Origin of the sequence: Bacillus sp. XF8, from assembly GCF_017498755.1 — a bacterium.
GTDB lineage: Bacteria > Bacillota > Bacilli > Bacillales > Bacillaceae_G > Bacillus_A > Bacillus_A bingmayongensis.
Window position 1 is genome coordinate 1 of record NZ_JAGDQK010000024.1, and the last position, 21,652, is coordinate 21,652.

At 36.0% G+C, this 21,652-nt stretch carries 16 protein-coding genes; 5 read left to right on the forward strand and 11 right to left on the reverse strand.

What is annotated here, in order from left to right:
• Positions 1–348 precede the first annotated feature (348 nt).
• The gene (locus J4P91_RS15920; RefSeq protein ID WP_207994910.1) at positions 349–705 is read left to right on the forward strand and encodes a YgzB family protein; all 357 of its coding nucleotides are present in this window, start codon (positions 349–351) and stop codon (positions 703–705) included.
• Positions 706–768: 63 nt separating this feature from the next.
• Here the strand turns inward: J4P91_RS15920 and perR are convergent, their stop codons facing one another.
• The 6 genes from perR to J4P91_RS15950 all read right to left on the reverse strand — a co-directional run bounded on the left by perR (position 769) and on the right by J4P91_RS15950 (position 5,084).
• Complete coding sequence (gene perR, locus J4P91_RS15925) at positions 769–1,197, reverse strand: peroxide-responsive transcriptional repressor PerR (protein ID WP_207994911.1); 429 nt, start codon at positions 1,195–1,197, stop codon at positions 769–771.
• A gap of 317 nt (positions 1,198–1,514) precedes the next feature.
• Positions 1,515–1,970 (reverse strand): thioredoxin-dependent thiol peroxidase, encoded by a 456-nt coding sequence (gene bcp / locus J4P91_RS15930; RefSeq protein WP_207994912.1) that lies wholly within the window; start codon positions 1,968–1,970, stop codon positions 1,515–1,517.
• A gap of 45 nt (positions 1,971–2,015) precedes the next feature.
• On the reverse strand, positions 2,016–2,420 hold the full coding sequence (locus J4P91_RS15935) for a potassium channel family protein (protein ID WP_017153974.1): 405 nt from the start codon (positions 2,418–2,420) through the stop codon (positions 2,016–2,018).
• 76 nt (positions 2,421–2,496) lie between these two features.
• Positions 2,497–3,282, reverse strand: a complete 786-nt coding sequence (locus J4P91_RS15940) for an ABC transporter permease (protein WP_017153975.1) — start codon at positions 3,280–3,282, stop codon at positions 2,497–2,499.
• Positions 3,283–3,286: 4 nt separating this feature from the next.
• Complete coding sequence (locus J4P91_RS15945; RefSeq protein ID WP_017153976.1) at positions 3,287–4,078, reverse strand: ABC transporter permease; 792 nt, start codon at positions 4,076–4,078, stop codon at positions 3,287–3,289.
• Positions 4,071–5,084 carry an ABC transporter ATP-binding protein gene (locus J4P91_RS15950; RefSeq protein ID WP_017153977.1) on the reverse strand — a complete coding sequence of 338 codons (1,014 nt, stop codon included), beginning with the start codon at positions 5,082–5,084 and terminating at the stop codon, positions 4,071–4,073. Before J4P91_RS15950 ends, J4P91_RS15945 begins: the two co-directional genes overlap by 8 nt.
• A 127-nt stretch (positions 5,085–5,211) precedes the next feature.
• On the opposite strand from J4P91_RS15950, the gene hemL reads away from it, so the two are divergent.
• The 3 genes from hemL (at position 5,212) to J4P91_RS15965 (ending at position 12,483) form a co-directional block, all read left to right on the forward strand.
• A complete protein-coding gene (gene hemL, locus J4P91_RS15955) occupies positions 5,212–6,507 on the forward strand; it encodes a glutamate-1-semialdehyde-2,1-aminomutase (RefSeq protein ID WP_207994913.1) in 1,296 nt (431 codons plus the stop codon).
• A 207-nt stretch (positions 6,508–6,714) separates the two neighbouring features.
• Entirely contained in the window at positions 6,715–11,151 is a 4,437-nt protein-coding gene (locus J4P91_RS15960) for a glutamate synthase-related protein (RefSeq protein ID WP_207994914.1), read from the forward strand.
• Between the two features lie 243 nt (positions 11,152–11,394).
• Complete coding sequence (locus tag J4P91_RS15965) at positions 11,395–12,483, forward strand: aromatic acid exporter family protein (protein WP_207994915.1); 1,089 nt, start codon at positions 11,395–11,397, stop codon at positions 12,481–12,483.
• Between the two features lie 13 nt (positions 12,484–12,496).
• On the opposite strand, the gene J4P91_RS15970 is transcribed toward J4P91_RS15965, so the two are convergent.
• The 4 genes from J4P91_RS15970 to J4P91_RS15985 form a co-directional block, all read right to left on the reverse strand.
• Positions 12,497–14,257: an ABC transporter ATP-binding protein gene (locus J4P91_RS15970; protein ID WP_207994916.1), complete on the reverse strand. Its 1,761-nt coding sequence runs from the start codon at positions 14,255–14,257 to the stop codon at positions 12,497–12,499.
• A gap of 53 nt (positions 14,258–14,310) precedes the next feature.
• Positions 14,311–14,841 (reverse strand): nucleoside tri-diphosphate phosphatase, encoded by a 531-nt coding sequence (gene ntdP, locus J4P91_RS15975; RefSeq protein ID WP_017153982.1) that lies wholly within the window; start codon positions 14,839–14,841, stop codon positions 14,311–14,313.
• A 261-nt stretch (positions 14,842–15,102) separates the two neighbouring features.
• The gene (locus J4P91_RS15980) at positions 15,103–15,357 is read right to left on the reverse strand and encodes a YgaB family protein (RefSeq protein WP_017153983.1); all 255 of its coding nucleotides are present in this window, start codon (positions 15,355–15,357) and stop codon (positions 15,103–15,105) included.
• 248 nt (positions 15,358–15,605) lie between these two features.
• Positions 15,606–15,893, reverse strand: a complete 288-nt coding sequence (locus J4P91_RS15985) for a gamma-type small acid-soluble spore protein (RefSeq protein ID WP_017153984.1) — start codon at positions 15,891–15,893, stop codon at positions 15,606–15,608.
• A gap of 124 nt (positions 15,894–16,017) precedes the next feature.
• Here J4P91_RS15985 and J4P91_RS15990 point away from each other — a divergent pair, with 124 nt between their 5' ends.
• Entirely contained in the window at positions 16,018–16,242 is a 225-nt protein-coding gene (locus J4P91_RS15990) for a hypothetical protein (RefSeq protein ID WP_017153985.1), read from the forward strand.
• A 37-nt stretch (positions 16,243–16,279) separates the two neighbouring features.
• Here the strand turns inward: J4P91_RS15990 and J4P91_RS15995 are convergent, their stop codons facing one another.
• Positions 16,280–21,583, reverse strand: a complete 5,304-nt coding sequence (locus J4P91_RS15995) for a lamin tail domain-containing metallophosphoesterase family protein (RefSeq protein ID WP_207994917.1) — start codon at positions 21,581–21,583, stop codon at positions 16,280–16,282.
• Positions 21,584–21,652: the final 69 nt, after the last annotated feature.

Genomic DNA, 21,652 nt, shown 5'->3' on the forward strand with positions numbered 1-21,652 from the left:
TAAAGTTAGTTTGTCTAGCATCTAAAATAAAAATTGACGTTTCACGTTGTTTGTTTCGTTCAGTTTTCAAAGAACTCATTGCCGCTCGATGGCGACTTCCTTATGTTAACATCTTCATTTTTCGATGTCAACTAAGTTTTTTAATTTCTTTTTTTCGCTTTCTGCCGTTTCGCATCAGCGACGGTTATTAATATATCATGCAGGTTATACTTGGTCAATACTTTTCGTAAAAAAATTTCACATCCCGTTTATTTCTTTTGTCATTGCACCATTTTAATAAACCCTACCCCTTTTAAACCAAAAATTCTAAATTGTGTGTTATATTGTTGCTATAGGAGCGTGATGGGAATGGGGATTAAATATTCGAACAAAATCAATAAAATTCGAACCTTTGCGTTAAGTTTAGTATTTATCGGACTCTTCATTGCATACTTAGGCGTCTTTTTTCGAGAGAACATTATTGTCATGACTACCTTTATGATGCTCGGTTTCTTAGCTGTTATCGCTAGCACTTTTGTTTATTTTTGGATTGGTATGTTATCTACAAAAACTATACAGATTATTTGTCCAAGCTGTAATAAACCAACAAAGATGCTCGGCCGAGTAGACGCATGTATGCATTGTAATCAACCCTTAACGCTTGATCCTGCTTTAGAAGGAAAAGAGTTCGATGAAAAGTATAATAAAAAGAACTACAAAGCATAAAATGAAGTTTATATAATAAAGAAAGAGGTCGACGTAGCCGTCAACCTCTTTCTTTATTATATATTACGCCTTATGACACTCTGGACATACGCCATAAATTTCTAAACGGTGACTATTAATAACGAAGCCCGTTGTTTTTGCAGCTTCATCTTCAAGTTTTTCCAAACCTTCATAAGGAAAATCAACAATCTTACCACATTTTTCACAAATCACATGGTAATGCTGACTTGTAACATAATCAAATCTACTTGAAGCGTCTCCATAAGTTAGTTCCTTAACAAGACCAACCTCTTTAAATACACGTAAGTTATTATAGACAGTTGCAACGCTCATATTTGGAAACTTACCTTCTAACGCTTTATAAATTTCATCCGCTGTTGGGTGCGTCATAGATTCCACAAGGTACTCTAAAATAGCATGACGCTGTGGAGTAATGCGTACACCCGTATTTTTCAGCATTTCTAGCGCTTCTTTTAATTCTTCTTTGACCACCGTCATGCACCCCGATTCTATACGGATTATTATTTTATAATTCTTATAAAGAGTGTACTCCTTTTCTTGTCAATCGTCAATATTTCTACTATAACTATATGGTTTATTTTTCACCTAACCTTATTCTTATGTATGTTTGTCCTACCTTTATACATTTACATAGAAAAAAGTGCGAAATAATCGCACTTGGAATACTATCATCTGAGGAGGTATGCCCTACCCTTTTAATGTATGAAACATCAGCAAAAGGGTATAGGCATATGCCTCATAGTACTTACAGCATAATGAATTTCTTTAATTCTTGCTCATGCAGAACCTTAATTCAAATGTGAAAGGACGTCTTCAATATGTCCTTTTACCTTTACTTTTCGCCATTCTTTTTCCAGTTCACCATCTTTATTAATAAGAAACGTAGATCTTTCAATTCCCATGTACTCTTTTCCAAAATTCTTTTTCAACTTCCATACATCATATAGTTCTGCCACTTTATGATCTTCATCTACTAAAAGTACAAATGGCAAATCATGCTTTTCAATAAACTTCAAATGTCTATTCGCTGGATCTGGACTCACACCAAGTATAACCGTATCTTTTTCTTGGAATAACCCATATGCGTCACGGAAATCACACGCTTCTGTTGTACATCCTGGTGTCATATCTTTCGGATAAAAATATAGCACTACATTTTTTCCGTGAAAATCCGATAGCTTAACCTGCTCTCCGTTACTTCCTTCTAGTGTAAAATCCGGTGCCATTTCTCCTACTGCGACCATCTTTACCACTCCTTACCTTTTCCTTCTACTATAACAAATGTTATCTTATTTTTCATTGTCTATCACGGTCCGAACTACAAATGCAAACGGCAAAGTATATCCTATTAGCGCTTCAATAATTGCAATCCAGCGCCCAATTCCAACAGGAGTTATATCACCATATCCAACTGATAATAAAGTAACCGCGCTAAAATATAAGCACACTTCTACTAGCTGGAAAGAATGAACATTTAAACTTTCTCCATCTTCTCTTAAGGCTGCAAATCCACTTTCCTCTAATACAACATAACTTAATCCGAATGCGATAAGCACTGTTGTATAAATTAGAAATAATGAAGTTAGATTATACAAGGAAAAGAAACGCTTCGAATCTGAGTATGAGCTCCATAATATTTGAATACTTCTTAACACAGCAATCGCTGCAATTAATAAAATAAGTCCCCATAACATGTCCTCCACCTCATCCTATATGTATGAAGGCAAAGAACAATTTATCCCACAGTAGATGAAACTTGTATACCCACCGTTAGTTTCCCGCACCACGGTATTTCTTCACTCCAAAATTCCAAAGCGTGATTGCAATTGTAAAACAAATCACACCAACAATCGGTGTCGCAAACGCATAACTATTCCATTCCGTCTTTCTAAGAAAATATGCAGCTGGATATACGCCAACAAACGCAAATGGTAATACAAACGTTAAAACAAAGCGAATCACACGGTTATAAATATTTACCGGATAGCGTCCATAATTTCCTATGTTATACATCAGTGGCATAATTGAACTTTTCGCATCTGACCAAAAACCAATACTCGCGAGCGTTACAAATATCCCGCCATACACAAGCGCCCCTCCTGCTACCATGAACAAGAAAAGAAAGAAATCGTACCAATAAAAGGATAATTCAAGTTGCACTGCCGCATACCCCATTACAATAATCCCAGTAACTGCACCAATTAAAGACTCCAGCTCCATTCGCTCTAATATAATTTGGAATAAACTATGAATTGGTCTTGTTAAAACGCGATCCATTTCTCCTTTAATAATGTACCTGTCATTAAAGTCCCATATATTAAAGAAAGAAGAAAAGATAGCAAACGGAACTAAGAAAAAGCCATAAATAAAAATAACCTCTTCACGACTCCATCCTTTTAATGCCTGCGTATGTCCAAAAACAACAAGTATAAAAATTAAATTAACAGCTTGTAATAGTAAATCAGATAATAACCCAACAATAAAATCACCACGATACTCGAGCTTCGTTTTGATATATTGGCTTGCATATTGCAAAAACAGTTTTATATACAGCATCTCATCATCCCCCTTGTACAATTAGGCGTTTTCTCGCCGTTTTCCACATCAGCACAATTGGAACAATAAGTACGACTGCCCAAATCATTTGAAATAATAAAGCTTGATACAACTTACTTCCCTGTATTCCCTCAGAAAAAATCATACTCGGAATATAGCTGATTGCTTGAAATGGTAAAAATACCATTGCTTTTTGTGCCCATAGAGGATAAAAACTAATGGGTAGTAATAAACCTGAAAATAAATCAATAACCACACGTTTTGCATACATAATTCCACTGTTATTAAATAAGAAAAAAGTAAGCATGCCTGTCATTAAGTTAATTTGTGTATTAATAATAAAGCTGAATATTAACGATAGGAAAAACCACAACCACGTTTGAAAATTTGTTGTAATTTGTAATGAGAATAAAAGTGTAACAATAACCATGCCTGGAATAGAAAAGAATGCAAAACGGAAAATTCCCTCTCCAAGACCTTGCATAACTTTCATTCCTAAATAGTTATATGGACGAATTAATTCAACAGCTACACGTCCCTCTTGAATTTCCATCGCAATTTCTCTGTCAATATTATTAAAATAAAAAGCGCGAGCCATCCATGCGATGGCAATGTAGGTTGTCATTTGAGAAATTGATAAACTTTCAATATTCTCTTTCCCACTGTAAATAGCTTGCCATAAAAAATAATATGCTCCGATGTTAATTGTATAAATTAAAATCCCACTATAGTAGTTTGTTCGGTAAGCAAGCATCATTAAAAAACGAACACGAATCATTTCTATATACTTACCCATGAATGATACCTTCTTCATAAATATTACGAATAATTTCTTCTGTCGAAACTTCATTAATTTTTAAATCTTTAATTTGAAAAGCTTGAACTACTTTGGAAATGAGCATAGAAATTATTACCTCTTCATTTGGTATTTTCGCAATCCATGTATATTCTTCTTTCCCTTGTGACCAAGCTACATGATTATCTGGCATTAACATTGATAGTTGTTGGTATGAAACTGGTGCAGTAAATTGAAAATGTATTTCTTTTTCTGCTCCCCACTGCGAACGAAGTTTTTCTAATGATCCATCGTACATAATGTTTCCTTCATCCAGCATAATGACGCGTTCACATAATGCTTCAATATCGGTAATATCATGCGTTGTTAATAAAATTGTTGTTTTATAACGTTCATTCATTTCTTTTAAAAACTCACGGATTTTTAATTTCACAAGAACATCTAATCCAATTGTTGGCTCATCCAAAAATAAAAGCGGTGGATTATGAATTAACGCTGCCGCTAATTCACAACGCATTCGTTGACCAAGCGATAACTTTCGTACTGGCTTATCTAACAAAGGCCCAATATCTAGCGTTTCAATAACATGCTCCATATGTTCCTTGTACTCCGCGTCCGATACACCATAAACTTTCTTTAATAAGCGAAATGATTCTTGTACCGCAATATCCCACCAAAGCTGTGAGCGTTGACCAAATACAACACCTATTGTTTTCACAAATTCTTCTCGTTGTTTATGCGGATTCATACCATTTACTGTAATTTGACCAGACGTCGGTGTTAAAATTCCAGTTAACATTTTAATTGTCGTTGATTTACCCGCACCATTTTCACCAATATAGCCAACCATTTCACCTTGTTTTACAGTAAACGAAACATCATTCACTGCTGGTACTATTTTATAATTACGATTTAATAAATCGCGAAATGCACCCTTTAAACCAGAGCGGCTTGAATATGCTGTAAATTCTTTACGTAATCCTTGTACTTCAATTACCGATTTCATAATCGGACCCCCTTCCTCGATACCACAACGAATAGTTTACCCAACTGCCATTCCTATCACAAACAATACGTCTTTTCGAAAAACATGTTAGAATAATACATAGATTTTTGTAAGGAGATGAATTGTAGTGAATTTCACAAAATCAGAAGCATTACATAAAGAAGCGTTAGAACATATCGTTGGTGGTGTTAACAGTCCTTCTCGTTCTTTCAAAGCAGTTGGTGGCGGTTCACCTGTTGCAATGGAACGCGGAAAGGGAGCTTATTTTTGGGATATAGATGGTAACAAATATATCGATTATTTAGCCGCATATGGTCCAATCATTACAGGACACGCTCATCCTCACGTAACAGAAGCAATTAAAACAGCAGCTGAAAATGGTGTTTTATACGGAACACCAACAGTACTAGAAGTAAAATTTGCAAAAATGTTAAAAGAAGCAATGCCTGCTTTAGATAAAGTTCGTTTCGTAAACTCTGGTACGGAATCTGTTATGACAACAATTCGTGTGGCTCGCGCTTATACAGGTCGCACAAAAATCATGAAGTTTGCTGGTTGCTACCATGGTCATTCAGACTTAGTGCTTGTAGCAGCTGGTTCTGGTCCTTCTACTCTTGGTACTCCTGATTCTGCTGGTGTACCGCAAAGTATTGCACAAGAAGTTATTACCGTTCCATTTAACAATGTAGAAACATTAAAAGAGGCACTAGATAAATGGGGACATGAAGTAGCAGCTATTCTTGTAGAACCAATCGTTGGGAACTTCGGAATTGTAGAACCGAAACCTGGCTTCCTAGAAAAAGTGAATGAGCTTGTTCACGAAGCTGGCGCACTAGTTATTTATGATGAAGTAATCACAGCTTTCCGCTTTATGTACGGCGGTGCTCAAGATTTACTTGGTGTAACACCAGATTTAACAGCACTTGGTAAAGTAATTGGCGGCGGCCTTCCAATCGGTGCATATGGTGGTAAGAAGGAAATTATGGAACAAGTTGCACCGCTCGGCCCTGCTTACCAAGCTGGTACAATGGCTGGAAATCCAGCTTCTATGGCAGCTGGTATTGCTTGCTTAGAAGTGCTACAACAAGAAGGGGTATACGAAAAACTAGATGAGCTTGGAGCAATGCTCGAAAAAGGTATTTTAGAACAAGCTGCAAAACATAGTATCGATATTACAGTAAACCGTCTAAAAGGTGCGTTAACTGTATATTTCACAACAGATACAATTGAAGATTATGACGCTGCTCAAAATACAGATGGGGAAATGTTCGGTAAATTCTTCAAGCTTATGCTCAATGAAGGCATTAACTTAGCTCCATCTAAATATGAAGCTTGGTTCTTAACAACAGAACATACAAAAGAAGATATCGAATATACAATCGAAGCTGTGGGTAGAGCATTCGCTGCCTTAGCAAACGCATAAGAAAATACGTACTCAAAAGAAAAAAATAGAGGCCATCCTCTATTTTTTTCTTTTTTCTATTTCATAAATCGCACATTAATAGTATAATTATTCATAATTATCTGTCTTATATTGGAATTCATATTAATTGTTCTGTTATCTATAAGGCAATATACGTCTTTAATAATTAGATTATTCTTAACTTTATAACAGAGGGGGGATTGACGGATGCCTAACAATACAAATAAATGGACACCGTCTTTATTTCGAAATTACGCAAATGCAGAACACGATGCGTGTGGAATCGTTTCCGTTATGGAAAAACAGAATGTGCCAACAAAAGAAAACATCGATCTTTGTATACAATCACTTGTAAAAATGAACCATCGTGCTGGCTTTATTAATGGTGAAGGCGATGGTATTGGCGTTCATATCGACTTACCGAAAGCCCTTTGGAAAGAAAAATTAAAAAATAGCGGATATAATCCAGCGATTGTGGATCATCCCCACTTTATCGTTGGACATTTTTTTCTAAACAAAAAAGAAAATCCTAATCTTTTAAAAAACAGTATTCGTAATAAATTAAACAATAAAAACCTCACTGTTATTTTCGAAAGTGATGATGTTATAAATTCTGACGTCCTTGGTCCTCTTGGTAAACAAGAAGAGCCTTTATTTTGGCAAATTGCCATTCTTTCAGAAACGACAAACGAACACATCGATCAAGTACTATTCTCTTTAACAATTGAAATTGAAGAAAATACAGCAATCCATGTTGCTTCATTAAGTCACGACCATGTTGTATACAAAGTTCTTGGTGCTGGCGATACACTTGTTGCCTACTACGACGATTTACAGCACCCACTTATTGCGTCAACAATGACACTTGGACATAATCGCTATTCTACAAATACATTATCTAATTTTTTTCGCGTGCAACCATTTAGCATCCTTGGACATAATGGTGAAATTAATACCATTTCCAAATTACGCGATCAAGCCGAAATGATCGATGTACCACTTACTGCTGGAGGCAGTGATTCTCAAGATTTAAACCGCACCCTAGAAACACTTCTTGTTCACTACAAATACAGTCTATTTGAAGCAATGGATGTACTATTTCCACCAATTATTAATGAGATTAAATTATACGAACCACATATGCAAGATTTATATACGTATATGCGTGAAGCATGGGGACACTTCGCCCAGGGACCGGCCGGTATTATTTCACGTTATAAAGATGAAGCTGTTTTTAGTGTAGATTCACTTGGTTTGCGGCCAGTTTGGAAAGTAGAAACAGAAAGTTCCTATATCTTTTCTTCTGAACCAGGTGTAGTATCACCATCTGAATACGTAGCAGAACCAAAATCACTTGCCCCTGGAGAAAAAGTAGGTTTAAAGTGGAATACACAAGGTGACCTCGTTCTCTACGAATATGAAACATATCAAGAAGAAGTATATAAACGAATGAAACAACGCATTAATTTTTCAGATTATCATTTCAACTTATCTACTCCAGCTGTGGAAAAGATTGAAGGATTATTTTGCCTCTCTCAAGTTGAAACAGAGCAGTATGTAGCTTTCGGCTGGGATCGTGAGCATATCCAACTTCTTGAGCAAATGGCAACAAAAGGTGTTGAACCAATTCGTTCACTCGGCCATGACGCCCCTCTCGCTGCACTTGATACAGACAGACGAAACATTGCCGATTTTATAAAAGAAAGTGTTGCCGTTGTTACAAACCCAGCAATCGACCGAGACCGAGAAGTTGAGCATTTCTCTACACGTACAGTACTAGGGGAACGTCCTAGCTTATTTAGCGATCAGCAGCAAACTTTTGTTACCGAACTTTTGTCACCAATTATATTAGAAGGTAATTTAGCACAATCGCTTTCAGAAGATTTAGAAACCATCTCATATGAACAACTTATAAATTTATTTGCAATTCATAGCACAGTTTACAAGTTATCTGTTACATTTCTACCATCAGAAACTTTACATGATGCATTAAATCGAATTAGCGCCGAAGCTGTAACAGCTATTAAAAAAGGGGCTTCTCTGTTATTACTTGATGATGCAAAAGCTCATCAAAATGAACACTTATGGATTGATCCCCATTTGATTACAGCTAAAGTACACCAAGAACTAACTGAGCACAAATTACGCCGAAAATGCTCCATTGTGATAAGATCCGGCGCTCTCCGTTCTTTGCACGATATTGTTACACTGTATGGACTAGGTGCAGATGTTATTAATCCATATTTAATGTTTGCAACCGTAAATGATGGGACAACAATACCAATTTCAAATTTATATAAAGCACTAAACAAAGGGCTCGAAAAAGTCATTTCGACTATTGGCATCCATGAACTGCGTGGTTACGGCCGCCTCTTCTCTTCAATTGGTTTACACGAAGAAATCGCAAACATACTACAAATTACAAACTTTTTAGGATCACACACTGTAGCATTTTCACTTGAATCTTTAGCAAAAGATGCAAAAGCTCGAGCATTTGATTATAGCAATCCAAAAGTTAGAATGAGAAAAACGTTTCATATATTCCCTCGCATTTGGAAAGCAATTGGTGATGTGGCAAAAGGAAATGCTTACGATAATTATCGCGAGAAATTAGCTGAAGTAGAAGATAAGAATCCCATTGCAATTCGTCACCTTGTCCAAATGAAAGAAGCAGAGCAACCAGTGCCGACTGAACACGTTTCAATTAGAGTAAAAAATCATGACTTACCATTTATTATTAGTTCGATGTCATTTGGCTCACAAAATGAAATTGCATTCCGAGCTTATGCAGAAGCAGCTGATCGCCTCAATATGATTAGTTTAAACGGTGAAGGCGGAGAAATTAAAGATATGATTGGTAAATATCCACATACACGTGGCCAACAAATTGCATCAGGGCGTTTTGGAGTGAATGCCGAACTGTTAAACTCATCAAATTTAATTGAAATCAAGATTGGGCAAGGGGCAAAACCTGGTGAAGGCGGACATTTACCTGGATCAAAGGTAACTTCTAAAATCGCTGAAGCACGTAATGCAACAATTGGTTCGGACTTGATTTCTCCTTCCAATAACCATGATATTTACTCGATTGAAGATTTAGCACAAATTATTACCGAAATTAAAACAGCCAATCAACATGCAAAAGTCGCTGTCAAAGTCCCAGTTGTCCCTAACATCGGAACAATTGCTGTAGGAATTGCAAAAGCTGGTGCTGATTTTATTAATATTAGCGGCTTTGATGGTGGAACAGGTGCTGCACGTATTCATGCCCTGCAACATGTAGGCCTCCCGGTTGAAATCGGCGTAAAAGCTGCTCATAACGCTCTATTAGAAGCAAATATGAGACACAATGTAGAGATTTGGGCTGATGGTGGTATTCGTAGTGTAAATGATGCGCTGAAAATTATGCTTCTTGGTGCAAACCGCATTGGATTTGGTACTTTATCCATGATTGCAATCGGCTGTACAACGTGCCGGGGCTGTCATTTAGATACGTGTCATGTTGGTATTGCAACACAAATTGAATCAGAAGCACAGGCAAAAGAGCACGGACTACGCCGTTTTGTTCCACGCCAATCTGAGAATGCTGTAGAAGGTTTATTGAACCTATTTACCGCTTTCGGAACAGAACTTAAGCGCTTAACAGGTGGACTCGGTTATGCGAACTTACAAGAAATTGTTGGTCGTTCTGATTTGCTAGAACAAACGCGCGGCACAGAACTATTAGATTTACAAAATTTATTATACACATTAGAGAGTGCTTCCTACACGATAACAGAAGCAGCGCAGCAACAACAGGAGACACCAACCGCTTCTTTCCAATCAAAAGAACTAGTTAGTGTTGGTGTAGATCAACGCGTAATGGGTGGCCTGGAATCATGCTACCGAATCCGCAGTAAATTATATGACAACAATACGCTTGAACCAATCACATTAAAATATACAAATGGTTCCGTTCCCGGAAATGGTTTGGGTGCCTACAATAGCGAAAACTTATTTATTCACGTAAATGGCGGCGCACAAGATGGCATCGGAAAAACATCATTCGGTGGCGGCATTTATATCACAAAAGCAAAAGGAAAAGCTGGAGCATACTATAATGGTTCTGTCGGAAAAGGTTTTGGGTACGGCGCACAAAAAGGAACTTTATATGTGCAAGGTAACGCCGATGCACGTGCTGGCATCCGCTTATCTGGAGCAGATATGATCATCGGGGGAAGAATCACAAAACCACTTCGAGAAAAAGAACATGGGAATCTCGGTGTTCATGCAAATATTAAAGGCTTCGCTTTTGAATATATGACAAACGGTCGGGCTCTCGTTCTTGGTGATCCTGGCCCATGGATTTGTGCAGGTATGACTGGTGGTGTCGTTTATTTACGCCATCAACCTGAACTTGGTTTAACAGAATCTGCCCTGCGAAGAAGAATTGCAAAAGGAGCGAATGTAACATTACGTCCGCTTAGCAAAAACGGGAAATCAGACGTTACCGAATTATTATTAGACTATATTCGCGTATTAAACGAGCATGAACAATATGAAGAAGTCGCTCTCTTAACACCGTTATTAGAGGACATTCATCTTCACTTTTATGAAGTCATTCCGAAAAAAGAACAAGCAGACCCATCTATTTCAACTGAATGATACAATTTTTATTTCCTCAAAATTGACGAAGTAAGTATCACATAGTAATCTATAATAACAATTCGAAAACCTGCTGAAATTCAGCAGGTTTTTTCACTAAAAATACAGATTCAAAAAGAAGGCTATCTTAACCAAAATTTTTGAACTTCCACTAAAATATCACTTGCTAACATATTCTAATGAATGTATAGTATCATGTTGTATCATTCATTATGACAAGAGAGAAAGGATATTAAAAAGGGTATGAAACTTGGTGCTCGCATTTTAAAAACAGGTATTGCCATTACATTAGCTTTATTTGCTTGTACTTTGCTACAACTACCGAGCCCCGTATTCGCGGGAATTTCAGCAATTTTTGCTGTGCAGCCATCTGTATACCGCTCGTATTTAACTGCACTCGAACAAATTCAAGCAAACGTAATTGGTGCAGTATTCGCTATCGGATTTGCTTTTGCTTTTGGACACAATCCTTTTATTATTGGATTAACTTGTATATTAGTTATTGCTCTTGCACTACAATTACGTTTAGAAAATACAATATCCATTGCTTTAGTAACAGTTATTGCAATTATGGAGTATCAAGGAGCAAACTTCTTCGACTTCGCTCTGCTTCGCTTTGCAACGATTATGACCGGAATTATCGCAGCTTCACTTGTAAATTTAATATTTATGCCGCCAAAATACGAAACAAAACTATATCATCGTATCGTTGATAATACAGAAGAAATTGTGAAATGGATTCGTATGAACAGTAGGCAAGCTTCTGATTTCACAACACTGAAAACAGATATTGATCGCATGAAAGAAAAAATGATTAAATTAAATCATTACTACTTGCTTTACAAAGAAGAAAGAAGCTATACGAAAAAAGTACAATTTGCAAAAATTCGTAAGCTCGTCTTATTTAGGCAAATGTTAGCAACAACTAGTCGTGCATTAAGTACATTAAAAGCATTACATCGCACTGAAAATGAATTACGATATATGCCTGAGCCATTTCAAGAATCCATTCAAAATGAATTAGATTCATTAACACACTATCATGAACAAGTTTTATTAAAATTTATTGGCAAAGCGAAAAAACAACAGTCTGTTGAGATGCTTGATGAAGTAGAAACTGGTAAACAAGAATTAATTGATATATTTATGGACTATCAAAATAAAGATGATGAAGAATCCTATAAAATATGGTTACATCTCTTCCCTCTCATTTCTTCAATTATTAATTACAGTGAAGAGGTTGAACATTTAGATTTACTCGTAGATAGTTTTTATACGTATCACAAACCAGAAGACGAACTACAAATTGATGAAAAAAAAGAAGACGAATAAAGAAACAGCCCCTTTACGCCAAAGGGGCTGTTTCTTCTATATGTTGAATTTGATATAAATTATAATAAAATCCTTGTTTTTGCATTAATTGTTCATGAGAACCTTTCTCTTTTATTTCACCATCTTCAATATATATAATTGTATCCACATGTGTAATGGTGGCTAACCTATGAGCAATGATTATTGTTGTACGGTCCGCAGCTAATGTTTGAAGAGCCTCCTGAATATGTCTTTCGTTCTCTAAGTCCAAAGCCGATGTTGCTTCGTCTAATATAAGTAAAGAAGGATTTTTCAAGAAGACACGTGCAATCGCTACACGCTGCCTTTGTCCACCCGACAACTTTACGCCTCTTTCTCCAACAACTGTATCGTAGCCATCTGGTAGATTCATAATGAAATTGTGAATCTGCGCTGCTTTTGCAGCCGCAATGACTTCCTCTTTCGTCGCTTCCGGCTTTCCATATAGAATATTAGATTGAATCGTATCACTAAATAATAGATTATCTTGCAAGACAATACCGATATGACTACGTAAATTTCTTACATTATAATCTCTCACATTCACACCATCTACATAAATCGCACCGCTAGAAACATCGTAAAATCTTGGAATTAAATTAGCTAGGGATGATTTCCCTCCTCCACTCACTCCAACGAGGGCAACTTTTTCTCCAGGACGAATTGAGAAAGAAAGGTGATGTAATACATCTTTTTCATCAGCATTATACCGAAAAGAAACTTGATCAAATACAATTTCACCAGAAAGCTTTTTTGCTTCAATTGCGTTTGGAGTATTTACAATATCATACTTTTCATCTAACAGCTCAAACACTCGATCCATTGATGCAAATGATTGCGTAAGTGTTGTAGAAGAATTAACAAGGCGGCGCAACGGACTATATAAACTATCCATATAGCCAACAAAAGCAACCATCGTTCCAAGTGTTAAAGAACCTTGAATCACTTCATATGCCGCAAACGCAATAACAAGTAACGGTCCTAAATCCGTTAACGTATTCACTGTAGAAAATGTCCGCGCTGTCCAACTTGTATGTGTTAATGCTTTTGTTAAAAACTCATTATTTTTCTTTTCAAACTGCCCCTTTTCATACTCTTCTAATGCAAAACTACGTGTCACTTGCATCCCTTGGATACGCTCATGTAAGTAACCTTGCATCGTTGCTAATGTTTGTGAGCGCTCTCTCGTTAATTTACGAAGACGCCCGAAAAAATATTTCACTGTAACTGCATAAATTGGCAAAATTAACAATGCAACGAGCGTTAATTTTATATTCATAGAAAACATAACTACAATTGCAATAAAAATCGTAGCTGTATCGAGCCAAACATTCATAAGCCCTGTAATAACAAAATCCTTCGTCTGCTCTACATCATGAATTACGCGCGAAATAATTTCACCCGTTTTTGTATTTGAATAGTAGCGTAAGCTCAACTTTTGTAGATGCCCAAAAATATGTTTTCGCAAGTCATAAAGTACTGTATTACCAATACGCTGTGCAAAATATTGACGATAATATTCAACAGGCGGTCTCAGTACACCAAAAATAAAAAAGGCAATACCGATTGCCGTTATCAATTGTGATGTTTTTTCCTGAAGTGATCCACTGCCTTGAATAACATCATCAATAATATACTTTAATAACCATGGCATAATAAGCGGAATACCAAACTTAATGAGTCCAATAATAATTGTAATTGTAATAAGCCACCGATATGGTTTTACAAATTGTAAATATCTTTTTATTCCTTGCATGTAATTCCCCCTTAATAGGACAAACCTGCCGGGAAAATCCCTGCAGGTTTGCTCTAATCTCTATACATTAAATACCGTTCATACCACATATCAACAAAGTCTGGCGCAAACGGCCCTTTTCTTTGATGAATCCACTGTGTTAAATACTCTACATTTCTTTTTAGTATCGTATCAATCACTGGAGGATAATTCATCATCTGACTATGCTTCTCATACTCGTCTTCATCTAAAAGTGTATATGTCATATCTGGATATACTTTAATATCTAAATCATAATCAATATACTTTAATGCTTCAGAATCATACGCAAATGGAGAACTTAAATTACAATAATAGTATACTCCCTCTTCTCTTAACATACCGATTACATTAAACCAATAATTTGAATGAAAATAACAAATTGCAGGCTCACGCGTAATCCATGTCCGACCATCTGATTCAGTTACTACAGTCCGATCATTTGCACCAATTACAAGACTTTGTGTCCCTTTTAAAATTGTAGTCTCTTCCCACATTCTATGAATGAAGCCATTATGTTTATAACTATGTATTTGTACTTTTTCTCCTTCTTTGGGAAATCCCATACGTGCTCCCTTCTTTCACTGTGAACGCTCTTCTAAAGTTGCCCTAACTAGTATCGTTCCTTTAAAAAACGTATTGAGCCGAATTCACTTTTTTTCTATTATAACTTTTTTGTCAAAATTTTAAAACTAAACCGATACAATCCAGCTTTCATAAACATGAATGAATTACTCCCCATTGACAAATCATGATGCAACAAAAAGCCCTTCTGCATAAATTAAGAAAGGGCTTTTCCAGCTAAAGTATCAAAATACGTCACTTCTTTAGTTAGAAATTATTTTTTCAGTTTCAAAAGAATGAATCACTTCATTTGTTTGTTGCTCAAATTTTTCATGCAAAAGCTTCAAAGCTTGTTCTGTTTTGTATATTTCTTGACGAATAAAATGCAAATCTTTTTTATCGCACTTTCCTTGTTCACTTGTTTCGATCTGTTGGTACTTCTCTAGATGTGCTTGTAACTTCAGTAACTCATCCATTGTTTGCAACTGCTCTCCTACCAACTTATCAAATGAATTCATCATTTACCCCCTGTTTCCAATAAATTCTCATCATCTATTCATACAGGATACATCGCTACTAACTATTTTCTAATCTCCTACCTCCTTCTCCTTTGACTACATTTGTTGACTTATTAGAAGTTATGTCGGCTCTCTCCACAAAATTCTCAAAACAATCGAGTTGAATACCATTAGACTTTCACTAGTAAAAGATCATTCATTGCAAACAAAGAAAACACTTCTCTTGAATCGAGAAGTGTTTTTCTTTGTTATTGATTCGTGCTAGAAGATTGTGATTTTTTCGCTGCTGATTTTGCGTTTTGTTGTTTTACTGCTTGCACATCAGTGTCAGTTGCAAACTCTGTACCGTAGCTAGCATTTGCACTTTGAACACCAGCGCTAGAAGCCTGTGCTTTTTTTGCTTCTGATTGTGCATTTTGTTGTTTTACTGCTTGTACGTTTGTCTCAGTTGCAAACTCTGTACCATAGTTAGCATTTGTACTTTGAATGCTAGCACCAGAAGTTGCTTTATTATACCCTTGTTGTTTTTTACTCATCTTTCTCACCTCCACAATTAATAATGTAACCAACCATCCTAAAAGATATCCGGAAAATTATTTTTTAATTGACGCATATATCTCTCTAGGCTCATTCAAACTACAGATGATGGAGGTGTACAGCATGTACGTTGGACGCGATATGACAGAACTATCTATGATTTCGAAAGAAGAATGGAAACAAGATGAATTAGCTTATTTTCACCATTCCTTACAGCAAATCATGCCTTATTTAAACGTAGAAGGCCAAACGATTTACAAAGAAATTATAAAAGAGATTGAATCTCGAGGTGGTCTTCAAAGAAGCGAAGCGGATTGGACGCACGGTACAAAAGTTTCTTATGATTAAAAAAACGTGTTCCCTAATTCGGGAACACGTTCCATCTTCAACCTTTTTTACCTGTTGTAAAGGACCAAACTGGTGAAGTTACTCGACCGCCATATCGATCTTCAACTTTTATATACCAATGATACGTCGTATTTTCCTTTAAGTTCTCCCATTTCACTTTTGCGTTGCGCCAATTTGCCACAAAGTTATCTTTACCAATTACTTCATTCGTGTACACGTTTACTTCTACATAGTCTGTTGCAACTTGTTTTATCGCAGGTTTCAAATCAACGTCTAATTCAAATTCATCTTTTCCTGGATACTCTTCTGGTTTATAAAAATTGTATTCATTTAAATATGGGGAGTACGTTTTAACATACATTTTGTTCGCAGTTGCATCAAATTGTAAGAGACGCATATAACCTTGTCCACCTTCTGGACCACCTTGATAATCCGCTAGCATTTGATATACTTTACGATCTGCGATTCCGTCTCCATTATCATCAATTTCATCAACTAATTTCTCACTATCATGATAATGTCCACTTAACACAGCTAACACATTTTTATTCGGTTTAACTACTTCATTAAAAAGTTTGTCACCAATTGGGCTGCGATTACCTGATACAAGTAAATATTCATGGAATGATAAAATTGCCTTTCGATTTGGATATTTCTGCAATACTTCCTTCATCCATTGAATATCTTCATCTGTAACGCCCCATCCCATATACAGCATAATAAAGTCGTTTCCTTTTGCTGAAATCAAATCATAGTGTCCACGGTTATCCTTATAACTTTCACCGTAAAATGGCTTATCTTTAAAACGCCAATCCCCAAAATATTTCGAGTATGCTGTATAGTCTTCATCTTTATGATTTACATCGTGATTCCCAGCCAATACACCATACGGTACTTTCGCATTTTCAAGTACTTTCATATATTCATCTGCGCGTTGCCATTGAAATTCTTGATATGATTTATCAACAAGATCTCCTGTATGGAATACATATTTAATATTTAATGGATCTTTTTGCGCAGCAATCCAGTCAACTTGACTTTTGTAAATATGTGGATAACTTTCAGAGTAATACTGTGTATCCGACATCCATACAAATGTGTAATCAAACTTATTTGGTGAACTTGGAATTTGGTCTTGCACGATTACACTTACTTTGTGATCTTTTACATATTCTTTCGCTAATACAGCACCTTTTAATTCAAAGTCCTTATCCCCAGCAATTTTCGATGTAAGTTCTGTCCATTTATTTGTCATATGATTCCAAGCATACATCGTAACTTTTCTTCCTTCTAGAGAATGTCCATACCATTTTACTTCTACTGTATCTTCGTCTTTCACATCAGCAGCAACTGTTACATCAAAACGATGATATGGAAATTTCTCTATTGATTCCGTTGTATAATATTTCCCATCTTTTTTACTAACCTTACTTAGCTGGTCTTGGTCAAAACTTTTCTCACCATTCACAGCAAAAGCTTGTGGTGGTTCTTGTTCTATCGCATTTTCGGTAATTTTTATACGATCCGTTTGATTCGGCTTATAAGTATATCCTTTATAAAATGTTGCTTTCATTGCATCATTTGTCGGATCGGTTACTTTTGCTTCAAGCGTCGGATTCGTGCTCACATTTTCCTCTCCATCTTTAGGGGCAATTGGAGTAGGATCTGTTGGGTCCTCTGCCCAAGTTTCAAATAGAATTGTCTTTTCCTGCCGATTTCCTACTTGGTCCTCAGCTTCTACATGTAGCTCATGCTTTCCTGCTTCTAATTGTGCAGATGATGTTTCATATGGAGTTATAATCTCTTTACCATCCAATATAACTTTTTTACTTTTCACTCCTGCTATATCATCTGTAACTGTTACATCAATTGGAATTTTCCCTTTATATTTTTTCTTGTTCTGCACTGTAGTAGAAATCTGTGGTGATGTATTGTCAACTTGTACATTCGCAACAACTTCTTGATTCACACCATCTTGCACTGTAATTCGATGTTTTCCATCCTTCACTTGTTTTGTATCCCATAAATACGCATTCGAAATAAACTTGTCTTCTGGAACTTGGAATCCGAATGTAAATACCGGTGTTGATGTATCTCCATCACCAATTGATAATTCCTGATTTGGATTTGCAAAATTCGGATCATATAATGTCGTTCCATCTGCTAATACGAGGCGGACGTTTTTCAAATAAAAATCATCTTTGTTCTCTTCAACTCGATCGTCAAATGGTGATGTTTTTGTGCCAGATCGAATATCAATTTTGAACGGCTCATTATATTTAATTTTTGATTGATCAATTTTTACAGTTAATGTGACATAATCACTATACGTATCATCAAATACACGCAATACTTCATTCCCAATGGTAACTGCATTTTTAAAATACAAATCAGTTTGCTTCACATCGAAAGCGAAATAAGCAGGCTTCTCTAAAGCACAATATGTGTTCGTCTCTACTTTCTTTCCGTCCACTAAAAGCGAAAGTTGTTCAGCCCCCACCGACGAAGAGGTTCCTTTTAATAAAACTTGATTTGCGACCACTTCTTCATCCTGTACATTAAGACGAAGAGGCCCCTTATCTTTCTCTCCAGCTATTTGTACTGAATACATATCACTTTTCACTACATTTAAACCATCAGAGGCTTCCAAGTAATATGTTATTTTCTCTTTCCCAATTAATTCAGGTGAGTAAATCGTATAATGATATTGTTTGTCTGCACGGTCCTCTACTAAATTTTCAACTTTATATTCTGCATTTGGATTCGTTTTGTAATATAATTTCACACTTTTCAATTGTTCGTTATCAAGAACAGAAAAACTCAGTTTATGATCTTGAAATTCAGAAATTAGCTCTTCTGCCGCTTTATGTGAAATCGTCGGCGCAATCGTATCTTCTTTCAAGGCAACTCGTTCAGCTGGTACTTGCCCTTCTAATATAGTTCCAGGGGATGCATTATGTTCTGCGATACTAATCTTTTGCATAATTTGCGAGCCATCTTCAGGATAGCGATATAAAACTCCCTTATCGGCTTTCACATCTGCTTGGTTTGCTTGATCATTATAATAAGCAGCAGTAATCTCTTTCCCCGTCTTTGTTGCAACGACAATACCTCGTGCGCTTCCATTCGCCATTCCATTTGAGTATATTCTAACAATATTTTTATTTTCTACTAAGTTCGCGCCAAATTGTTTATTAAAGTCAGCGACAGTTTTCTCATTGTTTTCACCATTTATTATCCAAAATACGAGAGATTTTCCTGATGGAATTACAACATCATCTGGAGTGGATCCCCAAATAAGATCCCCTTCTGGTCCTTCGGATGGATAACGATACCGAATTGTATAATCCTTAAAATTAATATCTTGCTTGCTATTGTTATATACTTCAATAAATTCATATCCATCTGCCTTCCCGACATTTGTCGTGTCTGGGGTCACTTCAGTAATCAAAAATGGCGGTATACTTTGCGGGTCTACTTTTTTATGCTCTACTTTTGTTTCATAAGATTTTTCAATTGTTTTTTGATTACCTTGTACGACAATTTTATAGAATAACGAGTTTCCCCATAGCTCTTTCTGAGGAATTGTCACCTTATAAATATCGCCATTTCCTTCTTTATTCATCTGCAATTTTTTATGTGTTAATTTGCCATCTTGGGTATACAAAACAGCTACATTCTCTCCGCCTTTAATCGTTGCAGCAATAGTTAAATCTTCTGTTGCTGTATGAGTAGGGGATGCTGTATGCTCAATCTTAACGCCAACTTCTGATTGTTTTACTGGTTCTAACGGCACTTGAAATGGTATTTGCACACCAGGTGTTCCTTTTTCAAACGAACCTACTTTTTGCATTTCAACACTTTCAGTTTTGTATGCATACGCGACACTCTGGCCAACCTTTACATCCTCTTTTCCATATGTTACAGATGATAAAACAGTTCCGTACTGATCAGCAAATTGAATGGTTCTTCCACCGCTATTAGACAATCCATCCGCTTCAATTTGAATCACTTGCTCTTCCGTTATATTCCCACCGTATACTTGAATAAAGTCTTGTTTGGATAATGCTGCATTCCCTTCATTTTTAATCCAAAACACTCTCGTTTCTTTTGATGGAATTGTGACATCTTCTGTGAAATTCCAATCTTCACTTCCAGTTTCTGAATACTTATAAATAAGCTTATAATCTTTCAATTGTATTGCTTCACTTGAATTATTATATATCTCTATAAATTCATATCCATCTTTCCCATTCACATTTATCGTATCTGGCATTAGTTCCGTAATCATAACTGCCCTATTCTTTGTATAATCTTCGGTTTGATGCTCGATAGCACTTTTAAATTGTTCTTTTTCTGGAAATGTAATAACCTTTCCACTCTGTTCAATTTCAAACCAATATGTAAACGTATCAGACCAAATATCTAGCTTTGGAACAACAGCAGAATACAAATTATTCTCACCTTTGTTCATTTCCAGTTTTTTCATTAACAAGCCGGAGGCACTACGGTACACAACGTTTACTTTTGCCTCATCGTATACACTCGCTAACTGAATTTCAATCGGTAAATCTTCCTGTGCATTAATTTTCGTTTTAGGTACATGTACTGTTTCTTGTAATAACTCTTCTTTTTGATTATTCTCTTTTTGTGCGGGTTGCTTTTCTATCTTTGTTTTAGAGTTGGGTTGTGTAGGTTCTGATTGTGTAGCTTTTGGTGGCTCAGGCTCTAGTTGTTTGGAGTCTGACTGGACTGCCTCTTTTTGTGTGGATTCTGTAGGTGCTTTATCTTTTTCCTGCACTTGGAATGTAGTGTAAGTCCCAGGCGATGGTATTTCATTCTTTATCTCTTTCTTTGTTTCATTCCAAAAAGAATGAATTGATACATCTTTATTCTCTTTTCGTGTTTCAATAACGTCTACCGTTTTATTTTTCTCATTCATTACTTCAATCTTAATTTGTTCATCATTTAAATCCTCAGTAGCAAATAATACATGACCTTCTTTTATTCCCGTCTTATAGCGCTCATTAATCTCATTAACTGTTTTATCTCCAAATAAGATTAACTTCGTTTCTTTTGGTTGTACAGATTGTTTTTCATCTTCATTTTTAAGTTGTAGCACTTTTCCATTAACCTTCAGTTGAACATTTCTCATATCCATAACTTTCGATGATGAGTTATACAATTCGATATAGCGTAGATCATCCGTATAATGAACTTCTGAAATGAGAACTTGCTGATCTTGTTCCTTTTCTTCTGCAAAAGTAACATGGGCTGGCCCTGCTAATGTTTGAAGCAAGAAGGTCGCTACAACTGCTGAACGGATTGCTTTTTTAAACATTTCCTATCCCCCTGTAAATTTTTTATTACAACTTTCATTGTATTTGTCATTTGTTAAGGAAATATGAAA

What these genes read in the sequence shown, in the direction of transcription:
- ntdP (WP_017153982.1), bottom strand. Translation starts at nt 14,841, where the DNA reads ATGGGATTTCCCAAAGAAGGAGAAAAAGTACAAATACATAGTTATAAA.
- J4P91_RS15965 (WP_207994915.1), top strand. Translation starts at nt 11,395, where the DNA reads ATGAAACTTGGTGCTCGCATTTTAAAAACAGGTATTGCCATTACATTA.
- J4P91_RS15985 (WP_017153984.1), bottom strand. Translation starts at nt 15,893, where the DNA reads ATGAGTAAAAAACAACAAGGGTATAATAAAGCAACTTCTGGTGCTAGC.
- J4P91_RS15970 (WP_207994916.1), bottom strand. Translation starts at nt 14,257, where the DNA reads ATGCAAGGAATAAAAAGATATTTACAATTTGTAAAACCATATCGGTGG.
- J4P91_RS15990 (WP_017153985.1), top strand. Translation starts at nt 16,018, where the DNA reads ATGTACGTTGGACGCGATATGACAGAACTATCTATGATTTCGAAAGAA.
- J4P91_RS15960 (WP_207994914.1), top strand. Translation starts at nt 6,715, where the DNA reads ATGCCTAACAATACAAATAAATGGACACCGTCTTTATTTCGAAATTAC.
- J4P91_RS15950 (WP_017153977.1), bottom strand. Translation starts at nt 5,084, where the DNA reads ATGAAATCGGTAATTGAAGTACAAGGATTACGTAAAGAATTTACAGCA.
- J4P91_RS15980 (WP_017153983.1), bottom strand. Translation starts at nt 15,357, where the DNA reads ATGAATTCATTTGATAAGTTGGTAGGAGAGCAGTTGCAAACAATGGAT.
- J4P91_RS15940 (WP_017153975.1), bottom strand. Translation starts at nt 3,282, where the DNA reads ATGCTGTATATAAAACTGTTTTTGCAATATGCAAGCCAATATATCAAA.
- J4P91_RS15995 (WP_207994917.1), bottom strand. Translation starts at nt 21,583, where the DNA reads ATGTTTAAAAAAGCAATCCGTTCAGCAGTTGTAGCGACCTTCTTGCTT.
- bcp (WP_207994912.1), bottom strand. Translation starts at nt 1,970, where the DNA reads ATGGTCGCAGTAGGAGAAATGGCACCGGATTTTACACTAGAAGGAAGT.
- J4P91_RS15945 (WP_017153976.1), bottom strand. Translation starts at nt 4,078, where the DNA reads ATGGGTAAGTATATAGAAATGATTCGTGTTCGTTTTTTAATGATGCTT.
- J4P91_RS15935 (WP_017153974.1), bottom strand. Translation starts at nt 2,420, where the DNA reads ATGTTATGGGGACTTATTTTATTAATTGCAGCGATTGCTGTGTTAAGA.
- J4P91_RS15920 (WP_207994910.1), top strand. Translation starts at nt 349, where the DNA reads ATGGGGATTAAATATTCGAACAAAATCAATAAAATTCGAACCTTTGCG.